The following is a 22,162-nucleotide window of genomic DNA, read 5'->3' on the forward strand; positions in this document are numbered from 1 at the left end:
TGTCATTATTTATTTTAGTAGATGTAATTATAATTACGTGCAGACCATTTACTTAAGTAGCGAGTTCCGTATGCACTAGGTCTATTGTAATTATATTCAGAAACTTTAATACTACCATTACTATATACACGTTCAACTACAGCAACGTGACCATAATATCCTGCAGTAGATTGCATTACTGCGTAGCGTTTAGGCGTGTGACCAGTTCTGTAACCAGAGCGTTTTGCGTTGTAATACCAGTTTTTTGCATTTCCCCAACGATTTGAAACAGGTTTGCCAAGTTGAGCACGGCGTTGATATGCCCACCAAGTACATTGACCTTTCGTATAGTAATTATATGAAGCGGCTTTAGATACGTGCGTGTGTTCAATGTTTTGATATGTAAAAGTTCCTGCGAACATGATTCCAGTAGCGAGTAAAAGACGTGAAAATAATTTTTTAAATTTCATTTTGTTCTCCTCAAAATATAAAAGAATTGAAAACTGTATTAATCATATTCGTTAAAAAGGTGTAATACAATATAAGAAACGAATTATACAAGTAACTGTAATATATATGAAATATAACTGCGTAATTTGTAACTTATTTTACATTAAAGTAATTTTGCACAATTTAAGATAGTAGCATGGTATTGTCTTAAAGTTCGTAGCATCATTTAATTTTAAATGTGAAATTTTTTAAGTTTACCCTATAATAAAAGCGCCATAAAGGCGCTTGGTGAGATGATACGTCCATGATGTATAATAACAAATTAGAAATCATACATTTGTGAATTGGTTAAAAACAGCCAATGCTCTTTTAACGATAGTCACGGGTATGTTTTCTGGACATGGATTATTTCGAAAATATGACAATACTTCTACTTGGCTCTTCACGTCTCTAGGGAAATTGCTATCTTGATTAATCCAATTTACCAATTCACCTAATGGTGTGTCATCACCAACAAAATTTTGCATAAATTCGTAAAAGCTCAATGCCTCACCTCTTCAATCAATTTGAGCCTATGTGATTATAACATTTTTTTATAATGAAACATATAGGGTCTGACATTGAATTTGAATTAGACTTGTTTTCGGAAACATTTAGTTTAACTTTACATATTTTTATTTTCTCAAAAATATTTCGTGTATAATGAAATTATAATAATGAACAAAGTGGGTGAGCATTTGGACATCAAACATATGAAATATTTTATGGAAGTAGTTAATCAAGGTGGTATGACAAATGCTTCGAAATCTCTATACATAGCGCAGCCGACGATTAGTAAAGCAATTAAAGATATAGAAAATGAATTGAAAATGACGTTATTTGATCGTCAAAAGCGTTACCTCGTACTCACTGATGCGGGTAAAATATTCTATAAAAAGTGTGAGGAAATCATAGCGTTATATGATAATATTCCTTTCGAAATTAATGGGCTATTAGGATTAGAAACAGGTCATATCAATATAGGTATGTCTGCAGTAATGGACATGCAACAATTTATCTACATACTAGGGGAGTTTCACAAGCTCTATCCAAACGTGACGTATAATTTAAATGAAAGTGGCGGTAAATCTATAGAGACGCGACTTATTAATGATCAAATTGATATTGGAATTACAACCATTCCTATAGATGAGAACGTCTTTGACTATTTACCATTATATAGCGAAGATTTAAGATTAGTTGTAAGTAAAGAACATGACCTTGCATCACGTGATTCTGTTACAATGGCAGAACTTAAGAATGAAGATTTTATATTATTTAACGAAGACTTTTACCTTAATGATAAAATTATTGCCGCAGCTAAAAATGCAGGATTTCTCCCAAATACGGTTTCAAATGTCTCGCAATGGAATTTTATTGAGTATCTGTTGCTGGCACGTTTAGGTGTAAGTATCTTACCAGAGCACATCGCTAACATGCTTAAAGATAATATCAGAAGTATTAAGATTGAAGATACTGGAATGAGTTGGGAATTAGGTGCCATTTGGAAAAAGGATAAACTATTAAGTCATGCTACCTCTAAATGGATAGAATTTATGAGCAAGAGATTAAAATATGACTAAATGATATTTTATAACAACAAGCACAATAAATAGATAAACAAAAATGAGTCCGGGACATAAAGTTCTTGGATAAGTGAAAAAAAGACAATTTCTATTGAAATAATATAGAAATTGTCTTTTTTATAAATTTTTTGATTATTTTCAGCTCGTTGAGCTACTACTTTTCTTATATTAAGTGCCATTAATACAAAACCAAGTTCTCTTTTGACTTTATTGAGTCCTCGGACAGACATCCGAGTGAAACCCAAAATAGCCTTCATAAATCCAAAAACAGGTTCCACATCAATTTTTCTTTGACTGTAGATATTTTTTGTTTCTGGTTCTGAAAGCTTTTTGTTAATTTGGGATTTAAAATATTCCCAGTTATAATTCTTCATTATTTTTTTGTTTGTTTTTGAATTGAAGTTCATACATTGATTTTTCAGAGGACATTCTGAACAATCATCACATTCATATAATTTGAAGTCTCGCTTATAACCATACTTATCATGACGATAGGCATATCTTTTAAAACCTAGCCGTTTATTATTCGGACAAATGAATTCGTCATTAATTTCGTCATAGTTCCAATTTTGAGTATTAAAGATGTCACTTTTATATTTTTTAGTTTTATCTTTTATAAACATTCCATATGTTATGAGTGGCGTTCGATTAAAGTCATCTATAATTGCCTTATAATTTGATTCACTACCATAACCTGCATCAGCTACAATATATTCAGGTAAATGACCGTAGGTCTCTTGAATTGAATTTAAAAATGGAATCATCGTTCTAGTATCCGTTGGATTTTGATACACATTATAAGATAAAACAAATTGGGAATTTGTCGCTATTTGTAAATTATACCCTGGCTTAAGTTGTCCATTTTTCATGTGATCTTCTTTCATTCTCATAAATGTCGCATCATGATCTGTCTTAGAATAACTATTTCTATCCTTTAAAATAGATTTTTGAAATTCGTATCGATACTTTCGCTCAAAATAATCATTGATTTGCTTTTTGTATTTTTTGATTTTAGTTCTTTTGAGACGTATTTGTTTTCTTGTTTTAGTACATTTTTCATTGTTGATATGTTGGTTTAAATCTTCGATTTCTTTATCTAAGTGACTACCAATCAAATCTATTTCTTCTTTTGTTAATTCATTATCATGATCTTCTTTAATTTCCGGTATGATTTTATTGGTTACCAATTCATGGTAGAGGGCTTTAGAATCCTCATTCATCTTTGATTCATGGTTTTGAATACTCTTTTTCCATACAAATGTATATCGATTGGCATTTGCTTCAATTTTTGTACCATCAATAAAAATAGCTTTATCATCTATAAGATTTTGTTTTACACACTGACTGTAAAATTGAATAAATAAAGATTCTAATAAAGCATCTACTTTTGGATTTACTCTAAATCGATTAATTGTTTTATAAGAAGGTTTTTGATTTTGTGATAGCCACATCATTCGGATGCTATCATTAAGCATTTTTTCTATTTTACGACCTGAGAATACAGATTGTGTGTAGGCATATAGAATCACTTTTAACATCATTTTAGGATGGTACGAAGTTGCACCACGGTGATGTCTGAATTCGTCGAATTCATTGTCAGGAATTGTTTCAACAATATCATTTACATGTCGTGAAATATCATTTGTGGGGATAAGAACTGAAGTTTCCATTGGTAGAGTAAGTTGAGTCATGTTATAATTTTTATACATAAGGCACCTCGTTAATTTAGTTTAGTGATGTTTATTAAATTATACGAAAGTGCTTTATTTTTTTAAAGTATTACAATGTAAAATTACATATAAATACAAAGTATTTTGGCGAGACTCTTGAGGGAACAGGACAAGCTGAAGACTACAGGCTGAAGCTGTCCCCTAAGAAAGCGAGCCAACAATACGGAGTATTGTAAATAAAGAAGCCAGTAAATGAATTTGTTAAAACTCATTTACTGGCTATTTCTCTAGGGTTTATGTCCCAGACTCATTTTTTTATCGTAAAGCCATTATGGACGCAATATTATTGTCATCAACATTTAACTACATCAACAACTATAGATATTAAAGCGATTACATAGAAAAAAGCTATAGGTGGTATTTAAAATGAATATTTTTCTATTTCCATGGGTTGAATTAGAATGATGAATATAGGTTTAAATTTTACTGTAACAATTTCGACATATTTTGGTGGGAGGTCAGTCATCTTGAAAAAAGTATTATATATTTCAAAAGTTATCATACAAATTGCCATTATCATAGTCATTAGTTACTTAGGTAGTTTATTGCAAACATTATTGCATATACCACTAGCTGGAAGTATCGTAGGCATGATATTGTTGTACCTTTTACTTGAACTGAAAGTGATACGTATGAATTGGATATCTGACGGCGCAGAATTTCTGTTGGCAACTATGGTGTTCTTCTTTATACCTTCTGTAGTAGGTATAATGGATATTGTATCTGATATTACGAAGAGTTATATCATTTTCTTCTTATTAATAATCGTAGGTACAAGTTGCGTTGCGTTAGCATCTGGTTACATCGCTGAAAAGATGGTTAAACAACCTAACGTTAAGAGAGGCCATCAATAATATGACATTGATTCAAGCTATCTTAATGATATTGTTGACCGTCGTTATGTATTTTGCTGCAAAAAAGCTACAACAAAAATATGATAATCCCTTTTTGAACCCAGCGCTAGTTGGTTCGGTCGGTGTCATTATTGTATTATTGTTAACACATCAAAACTATCATGATTATATGACAGGTGGTAAATGGATTAACCACTTATTAAATGCCACTGTTGTATGTTTAGCTTACCCACTTTATAAGAATCGACATAAAATCATTGAGAATTTAAGTATTATTTTTTCAAGCGTGATGGTTGGCGTAATACTTAATTTTGTGTTAGTGTTTACCTCGTTAAACTTATTGGGTTACGACGAGGAGACGATTGTAACAATATTACCTCGTTCGATAACAGCTGCAGTAGGTATCGAAGTATCGCAAGAATTGGGTGGTACAGATACGATTACAGTATTATTCATTATAACTACAGGTTTAATAGGTAGTATGATGGGATCAATGTTATTGAAAGTAGGTAATTTTAAGACCTCTATTGCCAGAGGGTTAACATATGGGAATGCATCACACGCTTTCGGTACCGCAAAAGCATTAGAACACGATAACGAATCTGGTGCATTCAGTTCAATTGGAATGATATTAACTGCTGTAATTAGTTCAATACTTATTCCAATTATGATTATTTTGTTCTACTAAAGGGAATATATATTGTACTCGTTTAAAAAGAGAAAGGAGCTATTGTAATAATGGCGAAGATAAAAGCAAACGAAGCATTAGTTAAAGCGTTAGAAGCATGGGATATTGATCACTTATATGGTATTCCGGGGGATTCAATTGACGCAGTAGTAGATAGTTTACGTACTGTTAGAGACTCATTTAAATTCTATCATGTACGTCATGAAGAAGTAGCAAGTTTAGCTGCAGCTTCATACACTAAGATGACAGGTAAAATTGGGGTAGCATTAAGTATCGGTGGTCCTGGTATCGTTCACTTATTAAATGGTATGTATGATGCAAAAATGGATCGCGTACCTCAATTAATTTTAGCTGGTCAAACAAATAGTACTTTATTAGGTACAAAAGCTTTCCAAGAAACAAACATTACTGATATGGTGTCAGATGTTTCTGTATATAATCACCAAATTCAAAAAGGTGATAACGTATTTGAAATTGTTAACGAAGCTATTCGTACAGCATACGAAAAACGCGGTGTAGCAGTAGTTGTATGTCCTAATGACTTATTAACTCAAAAAATTAAAGATACAACTCATCGTGCTATAGACACTACTAAACCAAAAGCACCAACTCCAACATTACGTAGCATTAAAAAAGCAGCAAAATTAATCGATAAAAGTAAAAAACCAGTAATGATTATTGGTGTAGGTGCACAAAATGCTAAAGATGAATTACGTGAATTTGTAGAAGCGGCTAAAATTCCAGTAATTCATACGTTACCAGCTAAAACAATCATTCCTGATGATCACCCATATAGCATCGGTAACTTAGGTAAAATCGGAACAAAAACATCTTACCAAACAATTCAAGATGCCGATTTATTAATCATGGCAGGTACTAACTATCCTTACGTTGACTACCTACCTAAGAAAAATATTAAAGCAATTCAAATTGATACAAACCCAGATGTAATTGGACATCGTTTCAGTGTCAATGTTGGTATCGTTGGTGACGCGAAACTTGCTTTCCATCAATTAACTGATGCTATCAAACACGTACCACAACGCCCATTCTTAGAAAAAACATTAGAACGTAAAGCAGTTTGGGATAAATGGATGGAACAAGATATGAATCAAGAAAGCACACCAATCCGCCCAGAACGTTTAATGAAATCAATTAGTAAATATAGTGACGATGATGCTGTATTCTCAATCGATGTAGGTACATCTACAGTTTGGTCAACACGTTACCTAAACTTATCGGTAAATAATAAATTTATTATTTCTTCTTGGTTAGGTACAATGGGTTGCGGACTTCCAGGAGCAATTGCTTCTAAAATCGCTTTCCCTAAACGTCAAGCTATCTCAATTAGCGGTGACGGTGCATTCCAAATGGTAATGCAAGACTTTGCAACTGCTGTTCAATATGATTTACCAATGACAATTTTTGTTATGAATAACAAACAATTATCATTTATTAAATATGAACAACAAGCTGCAGGTGAATTAGAATATGCCATTGATTTTTCTGATATGGACCATGCTAAATTCGCTGAAGCTGCAGGCGGTAAAGGTTATGTATTAAAAGATCCTAGCCGTATCGATGAAGTAGTAGAAGCAGCGTTAAATGAAAATGTACCAACAATCGTTGATGTACATGTTGATCCAAATGCTGCACCATTACCAGGTAAAATTGTTAATGAAGAAGCAATCAACTATGGTAAATGGGCTTACAGATCAATCACTGAAGATAAAAAATTAGACTTCGACGAAATTCCACCAATTTCTGTCGCTGCTAAACGTTTCTTATAAGAAATAGATTCGACACACTGACAAAAGCAATGCTTTTGTCAGTGTTTTTTTATGAATATTTGGCTCTATAATAAATTGGACTGATGACTAAAAATCATCAGTCCAATTTTTATGTTTGAATACAAAAATAGCGCAATTACCTCTATAATTATTAGCTACCAAACAAAATAAAAAAGAAAGGTAATGCGCCTATGTGTAAGTCTATATTAAATACATTAAGAATTAAAGATAAAAATCTAAATTTTTCAGATGAAGTGACTGAGAAAAAACATAAAGGACGAATGAGCTTGTTTTACTATGCCGAGCTCACTTATCAACCTACACATTGTGAAAATTGTTCAACTAAAAATGAAAATTTCTCTATAGTAAAAAATGGTAAGAAAACCTCAACGATTACTTTACTTAAAATTATGGAAATGCCCGCTTATTTAGAACTTCAAAAACAAAGATTTTATTGTAAATCATGTGACAGTCATTTTACTGCTAAATCTAATATTGTCGACGCTCATTGTTTTATTTCTAATAAAACAAAACTTGCAGTTTTAGATAAAGTACAAGAATACCGCTCTCAAAAATCTATCGCTAAGTCATGCTTAGTATCATCAATGACTGTGTCTAGAGTGATTAATCAAGCGGCAAGCGACGTAGGTCAGTCTTCTTTTGAAGCTCTACCTGAACACTTAATGATGGACGAATTTAAAAGTGTTAAAAATGTTATAGGAAAAATGAGCTTTATTTATGCAGATGCTGTATCGAACCGCATCGTAGATGTGGTAGCGGATCGTAAGTTAAAATCGCTTAAAGATCATTTTTATCGCTATTCTTTAAAACTCAGACAAAAAGTCAAAATAGTAACGATTGATATGTATGAATCATATATGTCACTAATCAAACAAATATTTCCTAACGCAAAGATTATTATTGATCGTTTTCATATTGTTCAATCTTTAAATCGAGCGTTAAATATGTCTAGAGTTCATGTAATGAATTGTTATAGAACCTCTAATAGACCGCTTTATAATAAATATAAAAGTTATTGGAAACTATTTCTTAAACCTTTTGAAACGCTAGAAGCATTTAATTATCATAAAGTCCATTTATTTAAAGAGTGGAAAAGCGAAAAAGTCATTATAAATTACTTATTAGGTGTAGATATAGAATTATTTAATACATATCACTACGTTCATGAGCTAAGAAGATTATTAAAAGAAAATCAAATAGAGAAATTTAATCATAAACTCTTTTCTATTCATCTTTCAGATGTGTGTCCTAAATTACGCCCAGTCATTAGAACTTTAAGACGATTAGCAGCTTTCATTGAAAATACTATGACATATTCTAACCTGACCAACGGTCCGTTAGAAGGAATTAATAATAAAATCAAACTCATTAAAAGGTTATCTTTTGGTTATAGAAATTATGATAATTTGCGTAATCGAATTATTATAACTTCGCGACTATTTGCCTCAACAACAAAAAAAGAGATTAAACAACCTAAGGTTGCTTAATCTCAATATTTGGACTCATCAGTCCGATTTGACCTAGAGCCGAATATTTAAATTATAAAAAATGTAAGATATTAGCAAAAAAAGATATTGAAAACGCTTTATATTATAGGTATAATTAAATTGTTAAAAAAGAACTGCGTGTTACTATTCGATTAGGCATGAGCAGATAAGCTATCATTATTTTTGTCATAAATGATGAGCTTATTTGGTCATGCTTTTTTAATGCGTAAAAAGATACATTGAAAGGATTGAATCAAAATGTTTAAAAAGCTATTTGGACAATTGCAACGAATTGGTAAAGCATTAATGTTACCTGTGGCAATCTTGCCTGCAGCTGGATTATTACTAGCAATTGGAACAGCTTTTCAAGGTGAAGCATTACAGCAATATCTTCCATTTATTAAAAATGGAGTAATTCAAAATATTGCTAACATGATGACAGGTGCTGGTGGTATTATTTTTGATAACTTACCTATCATTTTTGCACTCGGTGTAGCAATAGGACTAGCAGGTGGAGATGGTGTAGCAGCCATTGCAGCTTTTGTCGGATTTATTATTATGAATAAAACAATGGGAGCATTCTTAAATGTTACGCCAGCACAATTGGAAGACCCATCTAAAGGATTCGCAAATGTTTTAGGCATACCTACACTTCAAACTGGAGTGTTTGGTGGGATTATTATAGGGGCTCTAGCAGCTTGGTGTTATAACAAGTTTTATAATATTTCCTTACCATCGTATTTAGGATTCTTTGCGGGTAAACGTTTTGTGCCGATTATGATGGCAACGACATCGTTTATTTTAGCTTTCCCAATGGCTTGGATTTGGCCATTCATTCAAAATGGATTAAATGCATTTAGTACAGGTTTATTAGATTCTAATACTGGATTGGCAGTATTCTTATTTGGATTTATTAAACGATTACTTATTCCATTTGGTTTACATCATATTTTCCATGCGCCATTTTGGTTTGAATTTGGTTCTTGGAAAAATGCAGCTGGAGAAATTATTCGAGGAGATCAACGTATTTTTATTGAGCAAATACGTGAAGGTGTTCATTTAACTTCAGGTAAATTCATGCAAGGTGAATTTCCTGTTATGATGTTTGGATTACCAGCAGCAGCATTAGCAATTTATCAAACAGCTAAACCTGAGAATAAAAAGGTAGTTGGAGGTTTGATGTTATCAGCAGCTTTAACATCATTCTTAACTGGTATTACTGAACCATTAGAATTTTCATTCTTATTCGTAGCACCATTATTATTCTTTATTCATGCAGTACTTGATGGATTATCATTTTTAACGCTTTATCTACTAAATTTACATCTAGGATATACATTCTCTGGAGGATTCATAGATTTTGTTTTATTAGGTATTCTTCCAAATAAAACACCATGGTGGTTAGTGATTCCGGTAGGATTAGTTTACGCTGTCATTTATTATGTAGTATTTAGATTCTTAATTGTTAAATTCAACTTCAAAACGCCAGGTCGTGAAGATAAACAAGCCTCTGTAGCTAATACATCTGCAAGTAAATTACCATTTGATGTGTTAGATGCAATGGGCGGTAAAGAAAATATCAAGCATTTAGATGCTTGTATTACGCGTTTACGTGTTGAAGTCAATGATAAATCTAAAGTAGACGTTGAAGGACTAAAAGCGCTTGGTGCTTCAGGGGTGCTTGAAGTAGGAAATAATATGCAAGCGATTTTTGGACCTAAATCAGATCAAATTAAACATGATATGGCACGTATTATGAATGGAGACATCACAAAACCTAGTGAAACCACTGTGACTGAAGATACATCAGATGAGCCAGTACAGTTGGAAGAGGTAAAAGAAACTGATATCTATGCACCAGGTACGGGTCATATTATTCCATTATCTGAAGTGCCAGATAAAGTATTCTCAGAAAAAATGATGGGTGACGGTATTGGATTTGTTCCTGAAAAAGGCGGAATTGTAGCACCATTTGATGGTACAGTTAAAACGATTTTCCCAACGAAACATGCCATCGGTTTAGAATCTGATACAGGAATTGAAGTATTAATTCATATTGGTATCGATACAGTGAAATTGAATGGTGAAGGCTTCGAAAGTTTAGTCGATGTCAATGAACCTGTCACACAAGGTCAACCATTAATGAAAATTAATTTAGCATACTTAAAAGAACATGCGCCAAGTGTTGTCACACCAGTGATTATTACAAATCAAGGTGATAAAACATTAACATTCGATGATGTTGATTCAGTAGATCCTGGTAAACGCATTATGACAATTAAATAATAAAACAAGCCTGGGACAACATATGTGTCTCAGGCTTGTTTTATGTGTTGGCAGTCGATGACTGAATTGAAAAGGTGTTGTCTCAAGGTTTTCAATTCTAATCCTCTTTGCCATGGCGGGGCGACGAATTCAGAAAGAATACTGTCCCCCTTATTTTTTATTTAATAAACAACATTATTCAGTTATATCATTCTCAATTAATAATTTGATAGCTTTGTGATCTGTTGCATTTCTGAATAAATCATAAGCATGTTCAATATCACTTAATTTGCTATAATGTGTAACCAATTGTTCAGGTTGAATAATTTTACTTTTCAAAGCTTCTAACAATTCTTCAGTCGTATTGGCTGAAACTAAACCTGTTGTCACATTGATATTCTTAATCCATAATTTATCGATATCAAATTGTACTGGTAATCCGTGAACGCCAACATTAGCGATTGTGCCGTCAACACCAATTAACTTTTGACATAAATCAAAGGTTTTTGGAATACCAACAGCTTCAATGGCTACGTCCACACCACGATGGTTCAATGATTTTACTTGAGCAACAGCATCTTCAACATTCGTTGAATTAATTGTATGTGTAGCACCTAATTCCTTGGCAGTTGCTAAACGATTATCATCCAAATCGAGCATAATAATTTTAGAAGGTGAATAAAATTGTGCTGTTAATAATGCAGCTAATCCAACTGGACCTGCACCCACTATCGAAACCGTACTACCTGGTTTAACTTTACCTTTTAAAACACCAATTTCATAACCCGTTGGTAAAATGTCGGAGAGCATAACGAGTGCTTCGTCTGGTAAAGATTCTGGTGCATGGTATAAAGAGTTGTCTGCGAAAGGTACTTTAACATATTCTGCTTGTGTACCATCGATGAGGTGACCTAATATCCAACCGCCATCTTTTTCACAATGTGCATAAATACCTTTTTTACAGTAGTAACATTTACCACACGGCGAGATACAAGAAACAATGACTTTGTCTCCAACTTTAAAGTTGTTTACACTTGAACCAACTGATTCAACGATACCAATACCTTCATGACCAAGTGTTGTGTTTGATGGTACTTCCGGTGTATCGCCTTTGATAATATGTAGGTCTGTACCACAAATCGTTGTTTTGACCATTCTAATAATTGCATCTGTACTTTCCGTAATGACTGGCTTCTCTTTATCAATCAGTTTTGCAACGCCCGGCTTTTCATAAACATAAGCTTTCATATTAATCATCCTCCTAAAATATGTGAATATTTTCACAATAATTATACCATGTAAGTTTGGTTATGTATTTAATAAAAATAATATATAATAAAATAGACATATATAAAGTTAGCCCATTAAATGTGTTTAGTTAAAGTAAATGAAAAATGCATTTAAACGTCGTAAAATATAATTGAATGATGACTTAAAGGAGATTATATTTATGGAACATGAAGGCTTGTTAGTCGCCGAAAGAGAAATCGAAGTTAACAATTACGATATTGATGCAATGGGAATTGTAAGTAATATCGTCTATATACGTTGGTTTGAAGATTTACGTACAATATTTATTAATGAATATATGACATTTTCAGAAATGATGAAGGAACATATATCGCCAATATTAATGAAGACAGAAATAGAGTATAAAGTACCAATTACGATACATGATAAACCCGTTGGGCGTTGCTGGTTTGTTAAAGCTGGAAGAATGAAATGGGTATTTAAATTCGAAATTACGTCTGGAGACAAAGTGCATTGTATTGGACAGCAAACAGGTGGTTTCTTAGATTTAGAACGTCAAAGAATAACTAAGATGCCAGAGGTATTTCAAAACTTATTAAAATAAGTGAAAGTATAGGTGAGGATATGGCAAAGCATTTGAGTAATATGGAAGCATTCCATCAAATTATTAATAATAATCAGTTAGTAGTAGTCCACGTAATGCGGGATCATTGTTCAGTGTGCCATGCAGTGTTGCCTCAAATTGAAGATATTGTGGCATCCTATCCTAATGTTAAACTCGCTGTTATAAATCAATCAGATGTCGAAGTCATTGCAGGTGAATTATCGATATTTACTGTACCCGTTGATTTAATCTTTATGAATGGTAAAGAAATGCATCGTCAAGCACGATTTATAGATATGCAACGCTTCGAACATCAATTGAAACTAATGTATGATAGTTGCTTTGAAACATAAAGTGAGAGTGGGGGCCCAGCAAAGAGAAATTCAAAAAGAAATTCTACAAACAAAGCAAGCTGGGGTTACGAATTAATTTCTGTCCCGCCCCTTGCTCACTTACTTTTGGTATCAGCACATTTGATCAATGATAGCATCGGCTTGTCGCTGATAGTCTAAGATGATATCAGCAGAATGATGTAGCTGTGATAATTCTTCTTTTGAAAGAGCTAATTCAATAATTCGGTCGGCACCATTTCTGTTAATAACGGTAGGTACACCGATATATACATCACTCAACCCATATTCACCTTCAACGTAACTTGAAACATTCATAATGATATTTTTATTAAATAAGATGGCTTCTACGATTCTAACTAGACTTAGTGATATTCCGAAATTGGTTGTGCCTTTTCGAACATAAATATCGTAACCAATTTGAGTTGTACGGTTGGAAATGGAAGTCTTAAATGCTTCTAAATTCGTATTAGAAGGTAATAAATCTAACACCGGTTCACCTGCAATTTGTGCGTGTGACCATACTGCGACTTGTGAATCACCATGTTCACCAATAATAGGTGCATAGACTTGATTCGGTGCTACATCGAATTCTCGACTTAAAAAGAATTGGAAACGCGCAGTATCTAAAGAAGTGCCTGAACCAATGATTTTATTTTTAGGAAAATTCGACACTCGTTTAACGACATAACTCATAATGTCAACGGGATTGGAAGGTAACACAAAGTAGCCATCGAAACCACTATCGACAATGCGTTGAATCATTGGTACAAAAATGTCTACATTATCTTCTAGTAGCTTAAGACGTGTTTCACCTTTAGCAAGTTTAGCACTTGCACAAATCACTACAATATCAGCGTCTTTAAAGTCTTCATACTGTCCGACATGCACATTTACGAAGTTATCGCCAAATGGAGTCGCATGATTTAAATCCCACACATCTGCTTTAGCCTTATCCTCATCAATATCTATAATTGCCATCTCATCCACTAAACCTTTAGCTACGATTGCATGTGCAAACGCAGATCCTACATAACCACTTCCAATAAGTACAATTTTATGACGTGCCATAAATCGTTGCCTCCTTTTATAATTTGAAAATTCAGATAATTTATATAAGGATAGCATGTTTGCCTTAAAATGAAAATATTGTTTAACGATAACAGTGTTAATTACTAAATGAATTGTCATTTAAGGTTTATAATATAGACATGTATAGGAGGTCGTTTAAGTTATGAAAAAAAGTATGATAACCGTAGCAACATCTGCGATATTAGGAACATTAGCATTTATTAAAGTTAAAGAGAAACGCAGTTACAAAAGTTTTATAACTGAAAAATATATACGTATGTCTGGCATGAAAAAAACGTTTGAAAATGAAGCGGACGCGAAAAAAGCATTGGAAGAAACGAAAGAAATTACAGCTGGAAAGTATGGCGGCACTAGTTATGAATTTAAACATGACGTTCGAACAAAAAGTTGGAATGGGTGTGTCACATATATTGTGAATGACCAACGTAATCATCAACAAAAAGTTGTTTTATATATTCATGGTGGTGCATGGTTCCAAGATCCACTAGATAATCATTTTAATTTTATAGATGAACTCGCAGGACAACTTGATGCGAAGGTCATTATGCCAATTTATCCTAAAGTACCTCATCGTGATTATCGTACGACATTCGAATTATTAAAACTTATTTATGATAAACAAGCTGCCAAAGTTGAAAGTAGTGAACAGCTTATTGTGATGGGAGATTCTGCAGGGGGACAAATTGCATTGTCATTTGCCGAATATTTAAAAGCAGAAACTACACTTCCACAACCGGGACATATTGTAATGCTATCTCCAGTGTTAGATGGTACGTTAAGCAATCCAGATGCTAAAACGTATGAACGCATTGATCCAATGTTAGGTATAGAAGGTAGTAAATACTTTATAAAATTATGGGCTGGCCAACTACCTATTGAGGACTATAGAATATCGCCGATTAACGGTGACTTAGAAGGATTAGGTCGATTATCCATTTTTATTGGTACTAAGGAAACGTTATACCCTGACGCTTTAAAATTATCCCAAATGCTTAATGATAAAGGTATTGAACATGATTTTATGCCAGGATATAATTTATTCCACATTTATCCTATCTTCCCATTACCAGAAAGACAGAAATTCTTTACACAACTAAAATCAATTATTCTATAAAAATTAAGCGCCGAGGACGAGATAATTACCAGAGTGACACGATGAATTCATGAAGAATTCTGTGCCATTCAGGCTAGTTATCGTTCAATTCCTTGGCGCTACTTTATTGATTACATTTCTTCAGGTTGTTTCTTAAGTGACAACATTAAAATTAAAATAAGAATTAATACGATTCCAATTACTTGGACTGATTGGAAAGTAACACCCAGCCATAATGCACTTGTAACAACTGCTATGACTGGTTCAATCGTACCTAATAACGTTGTCTCCTTAGGTGATAAGTATTTGAGACTATCTATAAATAGATAAAATGCGAAAGCAGTCCCACCTAATCCCCATAAAGTAGCACCTATAATTGCAAATAATACTCCTTTTAATCTGTGTTGTGTGTGATTCATTGAATGCACCTCCATCTGTATTTTGTTTTATTATAAATCTCATAATATAATGTATATAAATTTGGTAATACTCAAATAATGAGTAAAAGTATCAAGATATTGAGGTGATACGATATGGTTTCTGAAATTATTATTAATGAAGACTTAGAAGAAAAGATTAATTATCCTGATCGACGTTGGCCACATGTAATTCTACATACATCATTGAGTGAGACATTACTCGGATATATACCTTTACATTAGCATTATGCCTTGCAATTTATGTATGTCACAAACGGTGTGATTAAGGTAAAGTTAGCAGAAAATACATTGGAGATACATGAAGGGGAAGGATTATTTATTAATTCAAACGTTGTACATGAAATTCGTGACGCGAATGAAGGCGCGCGTCTCTATTGCTGGAACATTGGGTTGCCCAATGTCACGGAATATATCAATTTTACTTATGTTAGTCGAATTGTTGATCAAGCACAGTCCATTCCATTTATTAAATTAATACCAAAAGGTGAAGAAAATGTAAGTTTGTTACGGCGTATTGAGAGAGTAGGACATATTTACTTATCGCAAAGAGATTATTATCAACTGCAAATTCTTAGCGAATTTTATCAATGTCTAAATCATCTTTTAAATATTTTTGATTAATATGAACAAATCAATCAATATTTCTTTGATCCAAGAGTTAAACAATGTATTCAATACTTACAAAGTCATTATCATAAAAAAGTAAAACTAAGTGAGTTAAGTCATATGGTTCATATGAGCGAAGCGGAGACGATTAAGTTGTTTAAACGATTTGCAGGGGACACGCCATTCAATTTCTTACAAAATTATCGACTAGAGCAAAGTGCTAAGCAACTCATGTATCATCATAAAAATGTGACTGAAGTGGCAATGGATTGTGGATTCTCAACTACAAGTTACTTTATACAAAATTTTAAGCAGAAATATTCACTTACTCCTAAGCAATTTCAAATAAAATATGCAAAGTATTTAAAATAAAGTAGGTGCATAGTGTCATCAATCAGATGAACTTGCACCTACTTTTTCAGTATCTGTATTTGAAATTGTATCATTTGTATTTGAAATGGTTTCTTCTTTGGCAACATCATCACTTGTTGCTGAAGCCTTATTTAACTTTGTATCATTTATGCCTTCGTTAGAATCTTTAGTAACACTATTAATGTGTTGATGGTCTGTGTCTAAAACTGAGCTACTCATATCATTGCCTTGTAAGCTACCCACAAGAATCAATACCAAATAGCTTGAACAAACTAATAATACCATTGCTAAATATATGCTAATTGCTATCTTAACAGGTTTAGTCAAAGGTTTACCCATCAGTATCCTCCTAAAGTTGTATCTTTAATACCTTTAAATTAACATCAGAATTTTAATCTAATGTAAATGCGACGTAAATATTTGATGATTTCTCAAATAACTAGAACTAAATTTAAATTTTAGAAAAATATTTTTAAATTTATTCCTTATTTGTAAAAGTAAAATATTGAATATTTCTAAAAAAATTAATCCTTGTTAATATAATTTTACATTAGATTTACAATGTTAAAACTGACTAAATACGCACATGATAGCATACCCTTATTAGAAGTAATAATTTATTTATTATGTTCATATGAAGTAAGAGCGTTTAGATTTATTAGTCACTTCTATAGAAAATGTTTAAAGACATTTTTGATATACATAGCAATGAAATACGTATTTAGACAACTTAATATTAAAACAATTAAAGAGAGGTACTACACTGTGATTCTCATTATAATTTGTATCGCATTGATTTTATGGCTTGGTATTAAAGAGAAGAATCGCCATACTAATCGACTCAATAAGATTCCAATTAGAATCAACATTAATGGTATTCGTGGTAAATCAACGATTACGAGAATGATTTATAGCGTTTTAAGAGAAGACCATTACCATGTTATTGGTAAAACCACAGGAACAGATGCTCGAATGTTGTATTGGTTTACTGACAAGGAATACCCCGTTATTAGAAAACCACAAGGCGCGAATATTGGTGAACAACGTGACATTGTGCGCAAAGTTGTTAAACAAAAAGCTGACTCTTTAGTTAATGAATGTATGGCAGTTAATCCAGACTATCAAATTACTTTTCAAAAAGATTTAGTTAAAGCCAATATAGGCGTTATCGTCAATGTCATGGAAGACCATATGGACGTGCTTGGACCTACACTTCAAGATGTTGCTCAAGCGTTTACTGCAACAATTCCTTACAAAGGGACTTTAGTTGTTATGAAAGACGACTATACGAAATTCTTCGCAAAAGAAGCTAAGAAACGTAAAACAAAGTTAATTGTCGTAGATAAAGATGAAGTTCCAGAATCATATTTAAGAAAGTTTCCATATCTTGTCTTCCCAGATAATGTTGCTATTGCATTAGGCGTTGCAGAAGCTGTTGGCGTTGATAAGGAAACTGCATTGAGAGGTATGGTAAATGCACCACCTGATCCTGGTGCGGTTGAAATCAAATATTTTAATGCAAATCGCACACGAAATGTATTTGTTAATGCATTTGCTGCTAATGAACCTCAATCGACAAAAGCTATTTTAAATAAAGTTGAATCTTATAACTATCCATATACGAAAAAAGTAGTGATTTTAAATTGTCGTTCAGATAGGGTAGATAGAACGCGTCAATTTGTTGAAAACTTTATTGATGATGTAGACTTTGACACACTCATTTGTACAGGTAAAAGTACACAAATGGTGACAGACTTAATGCAACACTTACCTGATAAAAAATATCTTAATTTTGAAAACCGTGAGTTCCCAGAAATTGAGAAAGCCATTTTGCAAGAATCACAAAACGCACTCATATTCTGTGTAGGAAATATTCATGGTCCAGGTGGTAGAATAGCAGAATTTATAGAAGGGATAGAATAAAATGATAGGTTCAGAATTATACTTCTCCCTATTTGTCGGTATTGTATTAAGTTTAATATTTGCCGAGAAATTTGGGATTAATCCAGCAGGACTCGTTGTACCGGGTTATTTAGCACTTATATTCGATCAACCCATCATGTTGTTATCTGTGTTAGTCATTAGTTGTTTAACATTTTTCATAGTTACATATGGTATTAGTAGATGGGTTATTTTGTACGGAAGAAGAAAATTTGCGGCGATGATTTTAACTGGGATGGTACTTAAATTCCTGTTTGACTTGATTTATCCATTGACGCCATTTGAAATGGTTGAAGTGTCTGGTATTGGTGTCGTTATTCCTGGAATCATTGCGAATACAATTCAAAAGCAAGGTGTCGTGATTACGTTATCAACAACGATGTTACTTACATGTATCACTTATGTCATCTTATTCTTATATAGCTTTATTAATTAATCGCGAGCAAGGAGCGCAGAGTAATGAAAAAGAAAAAACGGTTATCAGCGAGCGAATGGTTACTTAAGCAATCGAAACGTCACAAACGTTTCAATTTTAGCTATACACTTATCGTATTAATTGTGGCACTTGTACTTCTAGTATTCGCTATTAGAGCTGTAAAAGTTGAGCCAGTCGAGGCAATGCCAAGCTCAGGTAATGATTATATTCGTAGTACATATTTAGGTAATATCACGTTAAATAAACATTTTCGACAAATGGATCTTAACGACGTGTTTAAAGGGTTAAAGCAACCACTTCAACAAAGTGACTTTTCAACTGCTTCACTTCTAGTGAGCCATTTCTCAAACGATCCAAAAACGAACATTAAGAAGAATATTGAGAATATTATGTTCTTGAAAAAAGAAAATGTTAAAAGTGTCAATTTAATTAATAATACGATTGATAACGTGCAAGCCCAAGATTTAAGTAAACAAGTGGAAGCACAAACGGATTATAACTTTATGACTGGTAATGGTTCTAACCCAATTAATAGTAAGACGGTGCAACAAACGGTTAAAGGTAAAAAAATAGCTAACGTGTCATTCACTGACGTAGGTTCAAACTATGAAGATCCACTTAAAAATACAACATCTATTAGTTTAGACCCAAAAATATTTGTTCCATTAATCAAAAACTTAAAAGAAAATAACGATTTAGTTGTCGTAAACGTGGATTGGGGTATTACCAATGAACGTAGTGTGACGGATCGTCAAAAAGAATACGCACATGCGCTAGTGAAATCCGGTGCAGATGTAATCATTGGTCATAACTCAGTTGTCCAAAAAGTTGAAAAATATAAAAATGCAAGTATCTTCTATAGTTTAGGTATTTTAACATCAGATTCATTCTTATCTAAAAACCAAAAAGGTATGGTAGTTCAGCACGATTGGAATGGGCAGCATAATAAATTTAGCATTACACCTGTACGTGGTGCAGATGGCAAAATAACGAAAGACAACATGAATAAGATGGAGGCACAACGTTATTACAATAATATAAATGATAAATCAATTCACCTTAAAGAGGAGAATGGAGGATATACCTTTGAATATTAAAAAACATTGGTTAGGTATTGTAACAACGCTCATTATAATTGCAATTCTATTGATGGTGACGTTTGCCAAAGCGAACGAAGGCCTTGATAACTATGAGAAAAATGAATTAAAAGATGCGACGGAGCAATATTTATCTAAAGGGGCCAGTTAGTATGAATATTTATAATAAAGTGACATTATCAGTCATTTTAGTTATCACCATTTTAATATCATTCGTCTTTTACTACTTTAATAAAGAAGACAGACCTGATAAAGATACATTATTCGAAAATAAAATTGCAGATCATAAATCATCTGGCAGTAATAAAAAATATGGCGTAGCATCTAATAATGCGATTGCAACGCGTGTCGGTAATAAAATTATTGAAGATGGTGGTAATGCAGTAGACGCAGCTATGGGTGTTTCTTATGCATTAGCGGTAACAGAGCCACATTCTTCAGGTTTAGGTGGCGGTGGTGCCACGCTTACATATAATGGTAACGAAGGCGAAGAACCAAAGGTGTACGAATATAAAACGCTATCTTCTTATAATTATAAGAAAGGCGATGAAATTGGTACACCTGGATTTGTGCAAGGTATACATGATATGCATCAACGAGAAGGTAAAATGGATGAGAAGAAAATTTTTAGTTACATCGTACCATTAGCCGAAGATGGCTTCGAAGTTGATTCAGAATTAGAACGTAGTTTGAAAATCTACGGTTCTGATATCGATCGAAATTCACCTTTCTTCAAAGGAAAACGTACAGTACGTGAAGGCGATGTAGTTAAACAGCCCGCTTTAGCTAAAACACTTAAAGGTATTAGAGATAAGGGGCCTAAATATTTCTATAAGGATATTGCTAAAAGTGTATCTAAGCAAGTTGATAGTGAATTAATTGAGAAGGACTTTTCAACATTTAAAACTGAAGAAAAGAAACCAGTATCAACTAAATATTTAAATAATACAATATACTCTGCATCAAATCCTTTAGGTGGGGTTTTAATGTTACAAGGTTTAAAAATTGATGAAAGTGCCAATTCAAATAATGATAGAACAGATTATATCAATGGCATTATTAAATCTCGTGATGTAATGTACCGAAATAGAGATATTGTTAATGGTCAGGAAGCGAATAACGACTCTCACTTATCGGAAAATTATTTATTAGACAATTTAAATAACGTAAATAGTGGCGGAAATGAAATGAATAGTGATTTTGATACGTCATTAGATACGACGAGTACAACTCATTTTGTTGTCATTGATAAGAATGGTAAGCTTGCTAGTACTACAAATACACTATCTAGTTTCTTTGGTTCAGGTAAATTTGTTAAACAAGGTTTCTATATGAACAACTCTTTAACAAACTTCTCAAGTGATCCTAATAGTCCAAACTATGGTGGAAAACATAAAGCACCACGTTCTTATACATCACCATCCATTGTTGTTGGTCCGGATTTCTATATGGGTATTGGTACACCAGGTGGAAACAAAATTCCTACCATCTTAAATGAAGTGTTGATTGACTATTTAAGAGGTGACGGTACTTTACAAGAATCTATTGATAAACCACGTTTTTATAACGATGGTGGTACAGTTTATTATGAGAATGCGACAAGTGATGAAGATATCAATACATTCAAGAGTATGGGATATGGTGTTAAAGAAAAACGTAATGACGCAAACTTTGGTAGTGTTCAAGGTGCAATATATAATAAAAATGATCAAACTGTTGAAATTGGACAAGATGTTGGTAATAGATAATGGTTTGGTAATATTAAGAAGGTTTAATTATGAGGTTGGGACAAAAATAAATTGTCTCAACCTTTTTCTATATATGCACATTTATATAAGGTTTAAAATAATAGTTTTCTATTGAAATTATCAACAAAATCGATATGATGAATATATAAGTTATAGAATTTAATATTAAAATTATATAAAATAAATATATATTGAATTGTTTACTTGATATGTAAGATGAGCGCCTCTTATAATGATGGACAA

The 22,162-nt window shown here is 32.7% G+C and carries 22 protein-coding genes and 2 pseudogenes; 17 read left to right on the forward strand and 7 right to left on the reverse strand.

Annotated features, from left to right (window positions below; all coding sequences use genetic code 11):
* Nucleotides 1-14 precede the first annotated feature (14 nt).
* Nucleotides 15-449: a CHAP domain-containing protein gene (locus tag EQ029_RS02065; RefSeq protein ID WP_011274837.1), complete on the reverse strand. Its 435-nt coding sequence runs from the start codon at nt 447-449 to the stop codon at nt 15-17.
* Nucleotides 450-758: 309 nt separating this feature from the next.
* Complete coding sequence (locus EQ029_RS02070) at nt 759-974, reverse strand: sterile alpha motif-like domain-containing protein (RefSeq protein WP_011274838.1); 216 nt, start codon at nt 972-974, stop codon at nt 759-761.
* A gap of 192 nt (nt 975-1,166) precedes the next feature.
* On the opposite strand from EQ029_RS02070, the gene cidR reads away from it, so the two are divergent.
* Entirely contained in the window at nt 1,167-2,051 is an 885-nt protein-coding gene (gene cidR, locus EQ029_RS02075) for a cidABC operon transcriptional activator CidR (protein ID WP_033080099.1), read from the forward strand.
* 46 nt (nt 2,052-2,097) lie between these two features.
* Here cidR and EQ029_RS02080 read toward each other — a convergent pair.
* Nucleotides 2,098-3,763, reverse strand: a pseudogene (locus tag EQ029_RS02080) (IS1182 family transposase); the annotation flags it as partial.
* A gap of 488 nt (nt 3,764-4,251) precedes the next feature.
* On the opposite strand from EQ029_RS02080, the gene EQ029_RS02085 reads away from it, so the two are divergent.
* The 5 genes from EQ029_RS02085 to ptsG all read left to right on the forward strand — a co-directional run bounded on the left by EQ029_RS02085 (nt 4,252) and on the right by ptsG (nt 10,910).
* The gene (locus EQ029_RS02085; protein WP_037559348.1) at nt 4,252-4,638 is read left to right on the forward strand and encodes a CidA/LrgA family protein; all 387 of its coding nucleotides are present in this window, start codon (nt 4,252-4,254) and stop codon (nt 4,636-4,638) included.
* Between the two features lies 1 nt (nt 4,639).
* On the forward strand, nt 4,640-5,326 hold the full coding sequence (locus EQ029_RS02090; protein WP_011274843.1) for an LrgB family protein: 687 nt from the start codon (nt 4,640-4,642) through the stop codon (nt 5,324-5,326).
* Nucleotides 5,327-5,376: 50 nt separating this feature from the next.
* On the forward strand, nt 5,377-7,116 hold the full coding sequence (locus EQ029_RS02095) for a pyruvate oxidase (RefSeq protein ID WP_011274844.1): 1,740 nt from the start codon (nt 5,377-5,379) through the stop codon (nt 7,114-7,116).
* A gap of 191 nt (nt 7,117-7,307) precedes the next feature.
* Nucleotides 7,308-8,624, forward strand: coding sequence for an ISL3 family transposase (locus EQ029_RS02100; RefSeq protein WP_062932003.1), 1,317 nt, complete (start codon nt 7,308-7,310; stop codon nt 8,622-8,624).
* Between the two features lie 258 nt (nt 8,625-8,882).
* Complete coding sequence (ptsG, locus tag EQ029_RS02105; protein ID WP_011274846.1) at nt 8,883-10,910, forward strand: glucose-specific PTS transporter subunit IIBC; 2,028 nt, start codon at nt 8,883-8,885, stop codon at nt 10,908-10,910.
* 174 nt (nt 10,911-11,084) lie between these two features.
* Here the strand turns inward: ptsG and EQ029_RS02110 are convergent, their stop codons facing one another.
* Nucleotides 11,085-12,137 carry a zinc-dependent alcohol dehydrogenase family protein gene (locus EQ029_RS02110; protein ID WP_011274847.1) on the reverse strand — a complete coding sequence of 351 codons (1,053 nt, stop codon included), beginning with the start codon at nt 12,135-12,137 and terminating at the stop codon, nt 11,085-11,087.
* Between the two features lie 202 nt (nt 12,138-12,339).
* Here EQ029_RS02110 and EQ029_RS02115 point away from each other — a divergent pair, with 202 nt between their 5' ends.
* Both EQ029_RS02115 and EQ029_RS02120 read left to right on the forward strand, forming a co-directional pair.
* The gene (locus tag EQ029_RS02115) at nt 12,340-12,744 is read left to right on the forward strand and encodes an acyl-CoA thioesterase (protein WP_033079752.1); all 405 of its coding nucleotides are present in this window, start codon (nt 12,340-12,342) and stop codon (nt 12,742-12,744) included.
* A gap of 20 nt (nt 12,745-12,764) precedes the next feature.
* Nucleotides 12,765-13,097: a thioredoxin family protein gene (locus tag EQ029_RS02120; RefSeq protein ID WP_011274849.1), complete on the forward strand. Its 333-nt coding sequence runs from the start codon at nt 12,765-12,767 to the stop codon at nt 13,095-13,097.
* A gap of 111 nt (nt 13,098-13,208) precedes the next feature.
* Here EQ029_RS02120 and EQ029_RS02125 read toward each other — a convergent pair whose 3' ends face one another.
* Complete coding sequence (locus EQ029_RS02125) at nt 13,209-14,165, reverse strand: L-lactate dehydrogenase (RefSeq protein ID WP_011274850.1); 957 nt, start codon at nt 14,163-14,165, stop codon at nt 13,209-13,211.
* Nucleotides 14,166-14,328: 163 nt separating this feature from the next.
* On the opposite strand from EQ029_RS02125, the gene EQ029_RS02130 reads away from it, so the two are divergent.
* A complete protein-coding gene (locus EQ029_RS02130; protein ID WP_011274851.1) occupies nt 14,329-15,300 on the forward strand; it encodes an alpha/beta hydrolase fold domain-containing protein in 972 nt (323 codons plus the stop codon).
* Nucleotides 15,301-15,410: 110 nt separating this feature from the next.
* Here the strand turns inward: EQ029_RS02130 and EQ029_RS02135 are convergent.
* A pseudogene (locus EQ029_RS02135) lies at nt 15,411-15,668 on the reverse strand (EamA family transporter); the annotation flags it as partial.
* Nucleotides 15,669-15,812: 144 nt separating this feature from the next.
* Here EQ029_RS02135 and EQ029_RS02140 point away from each other — a divergent pair.
* The 3 genes from EQ029_RS02140 (at nt 15,813) to EQ029_RS12740 (ending at nt 16,697) form a co-directional block, all read left to right on the forward strand.
* Nucleotides 15,813-15,941, forward strand: a complete 129-nt coding sequence (locus tag EQ029_RS02140; RefSeq protein WP_016930806.1) for a hypothetical protein — start codon at nt 15,813-15,815, stop codon at nt 15,939-15,941.
* 18 nt (nt 15,942-15,959) lie between these two features.
* A complete protein-coding gene (locus tag EQ029_RS12735) occupies nt 15,960-16,340 on the forward strand; it encodes an AraC family ligand binding domain-containing protein (RefSeq protein ID WP_227489801.1) in 381 nt (126 codons plus the stop codon).
* A gap of 105 nt (nt 16,341-16,445) precedes the next feature.
* Complete coding sequence (locus tag EQ029_RS12740; RefSeq protein ID WP_227489799.1) at nt 16,446-16,697, forward strand: helix-turn-helix transcriptional regulator; 252 nt, start codon at nt 16,446-16,448, stop codon at nt 16,695-16,697.
* An 18-nt stretch (nt 16,698-16,715) separates the two neighbouring features.
* Here the strand turns inward: EQ029_RS12740 and EQ029_RS02150 are convergent, their stop codons facing one another.
* A complete protein-coding gene (locus EQ029_RS02150) occupies nt 16,716-17,036 on the reverse strand; it encodes a hypothetical protein (RefSeq protein ID WP_053019915.1) in 321 nt (106 codons plus the stop codon).
* A gap of 426 nt (nt 17,037-17,462) precedes the next feature.
* Here EQ029_RS02150 and pgsB point away from each other — a divergent pair, with 426 nt between their 5' ends.
* The 5 genes from pgsB to EQ029_RS02170 are packed head-to-tail and all read left to right on the forward strand — an operon-like array spanning nt 17,463 to nt 21,919.
* Nucleotides 17,463-18,620: a poly-gamma-glutamate synthase PgsB gene (pgsB, locus tag EQ029_RS02155; protein WP_016930803.1), complete on the forward strand. Its 1,158-nt coding sequence runs from the start codon at nt 17,463-17,465 to the stop codon at nt 18,618-18,620.
* A gap of 1 nt (nt 18,621) precedes the next feature.
* The gene (gene pgsC / locus EQ029_RS02160) at nt 18,622-19,074 is read left to right on the forward strand and encodes a poly-gamma-glutamate biosynthesis protein PgsC (protein ID WP_011274857.1); all 453 of its coding nucleotides are present in this window, start codon (nt 18,622-18,624) and stop codon (nt 19,072-19,074) included.
* Nucleotides 19,075-19,097: 23 nt separating this feature from the next.
* Nucleotides 19,098-20,171, forward strand: a complete 1,074-nt coding sequence (locus EQ029_RS02165) for a CapA family protein (RefSeq protein WP_011274858.1) — start codon at nt 19,098-19,100, stop codon at nt 20,169-20,171.
* Nucleotides 20,161-20,322, forward strand: a complete 162-nt coding sequence (locus tag EQ029_RS12530) for a hypothetical protein (RefSeq protein WP_161984724.1) — start codon at nt 20,161-20,163, stop codon at nt 20,320-20,322. Before EQ029_RS02165 ends, EQ029_RS12530 begins: the two co-directional genes overlap by 11 nt.
* 1 nt (nt 20,323) lies before the next feature.
* Nucleotides 20,324-21,919, forward strand: coding sequence for a gamma-glutamyltransferase (locus EQ029_RS02170; RefSeq protein WP_011274860.1), 1,596 nt, complete (start codon nt 20,324-20,326; stop codon nt 21,917-21,919).
* The last annotated feature ends 243 nt before the right edge of the window (nt 21,920-22,162 follow it).

Origin of the sequence: Staphylococcus haemolyticus, from assembly GCF_006094395.1 — a bacterium.
Classification (GTDB): domain Bacteria; phylum Bacillota; class Bacilli; order Staphylococcales; family Staphylococcaceae; genus Staphylococcus; species Staphylococcus haemolyticus.

Coding starts and splice junctions, on each gene's coding strand:
- EQ029_RS02065 (WP_011274837.1), bottom strand. CDS start 449: ATGAAATTTAAAAAATTATTTTCACGTCTTTTACTCGCTACTGGAATC.
- EQ029_RS02090 (WP_011274843.1), top strand. CDS start 4,640: ATGACATTGATTCAAGCTATCTTAATGATATTGTTGACCGTCGTTATG.
- EQ029_RS02095 (WP_011274844.1), top strand. CDS start 5,377: ATGGCGAAGATAAAAGCAAACGAAGCATTAGTTAAAGCGTTAGAAGCA.
- EQ029_RS02100 (WP_062932003.1), top strand. CDS start 7,308: ATGTGTAAGTCTATATTAAATACATTAAGAATTAAAGATAAAAATCTA.
- ptsG (WP_011274846.1), top strand. CDS start 8,883: ATGTTTAAAAAGCTATTTGGACAATTGCAACGAATTGGTAAAGCATTA.
- EQ029_RS02110 (WP_011274847.1), bottom strand. CDS start 12,137: ATGAAAGCTTATGTTTATGAAAAGCCGGGCGTTGCAAAACTGATTGAT.
- EQ029_RS02115 (WP_033079752.1), top strand. CDS start 12,340: ATGGAACATGAAGGCTTGTTAGTCGCCGAAAGAGAAATCGAAGTTAAC.
- EQ029_RS02120 (WP_011274849.1), top strand. CDS start 12,765: ATGGCAAAGCATTTGAGTAATATGGAAGCATTCCATCAAATTATTAAT.
- EQ029_RS02125 (WP_011274850.1), bottom strand. CDS start 14,165: ATGGCACGTCATAAAATTGTACTTATTGGAAGTGGTTATGTAGGATCT.
- EQ029_RS02130 (WP_011274851.1), top strand. CDS start 14,329: ATGAAAAAAAGTATGATAACCGTAGCAACATCTGCGATATTAGGAACA.
- EQ029_RS02140 (WP_016930806.1), top strand. CDS start 15,813: ATGGTTTCTGAAATTATTATTAATGAAGACTTAGAAGAAAAGATTAAT.
- EQ029_RS12735 (WP_227489801.1), top strand. CDS start 15,960: ATGTATGTCACAAACGGTGTGATTAAGGTAAAGTTAGCAGAAAATACA.
- EQ029_RS12740 (WP_227489799.1), top strand. CDS start 16,446: ATGGTTCATATGAGCGAAGCGGAGACGATTAAGTTGTTTAAACGATTT.
- EQ029_RS02150 (WP_053019915.1), bottom strand. CDS start 17,036: ATGGGTAAACCTTTGACTAAACCTGTTAAGATAGCAATTAGCATATAT.
- pgsC (WP_011274857.1), top strand. CDS start 18,622: ATGATAGGTTCAGAATTATACTTCTCCCTATTTGTCGGTATTGTATTA.
- EQ029_RS02165 (WP_011274858.1), top strand. CDS start 19,098: ATGAAAAAGAAAAAACGGTTATCAGCGAGCGAATGGTTACTTAAGCAA.
- EQ029_RS02170 (WP_011274860.1), top strand. CDS start 20,324: ATGAATATTTATAATAAAGTGACATTATCAGTCATTTTAGTTATCACC.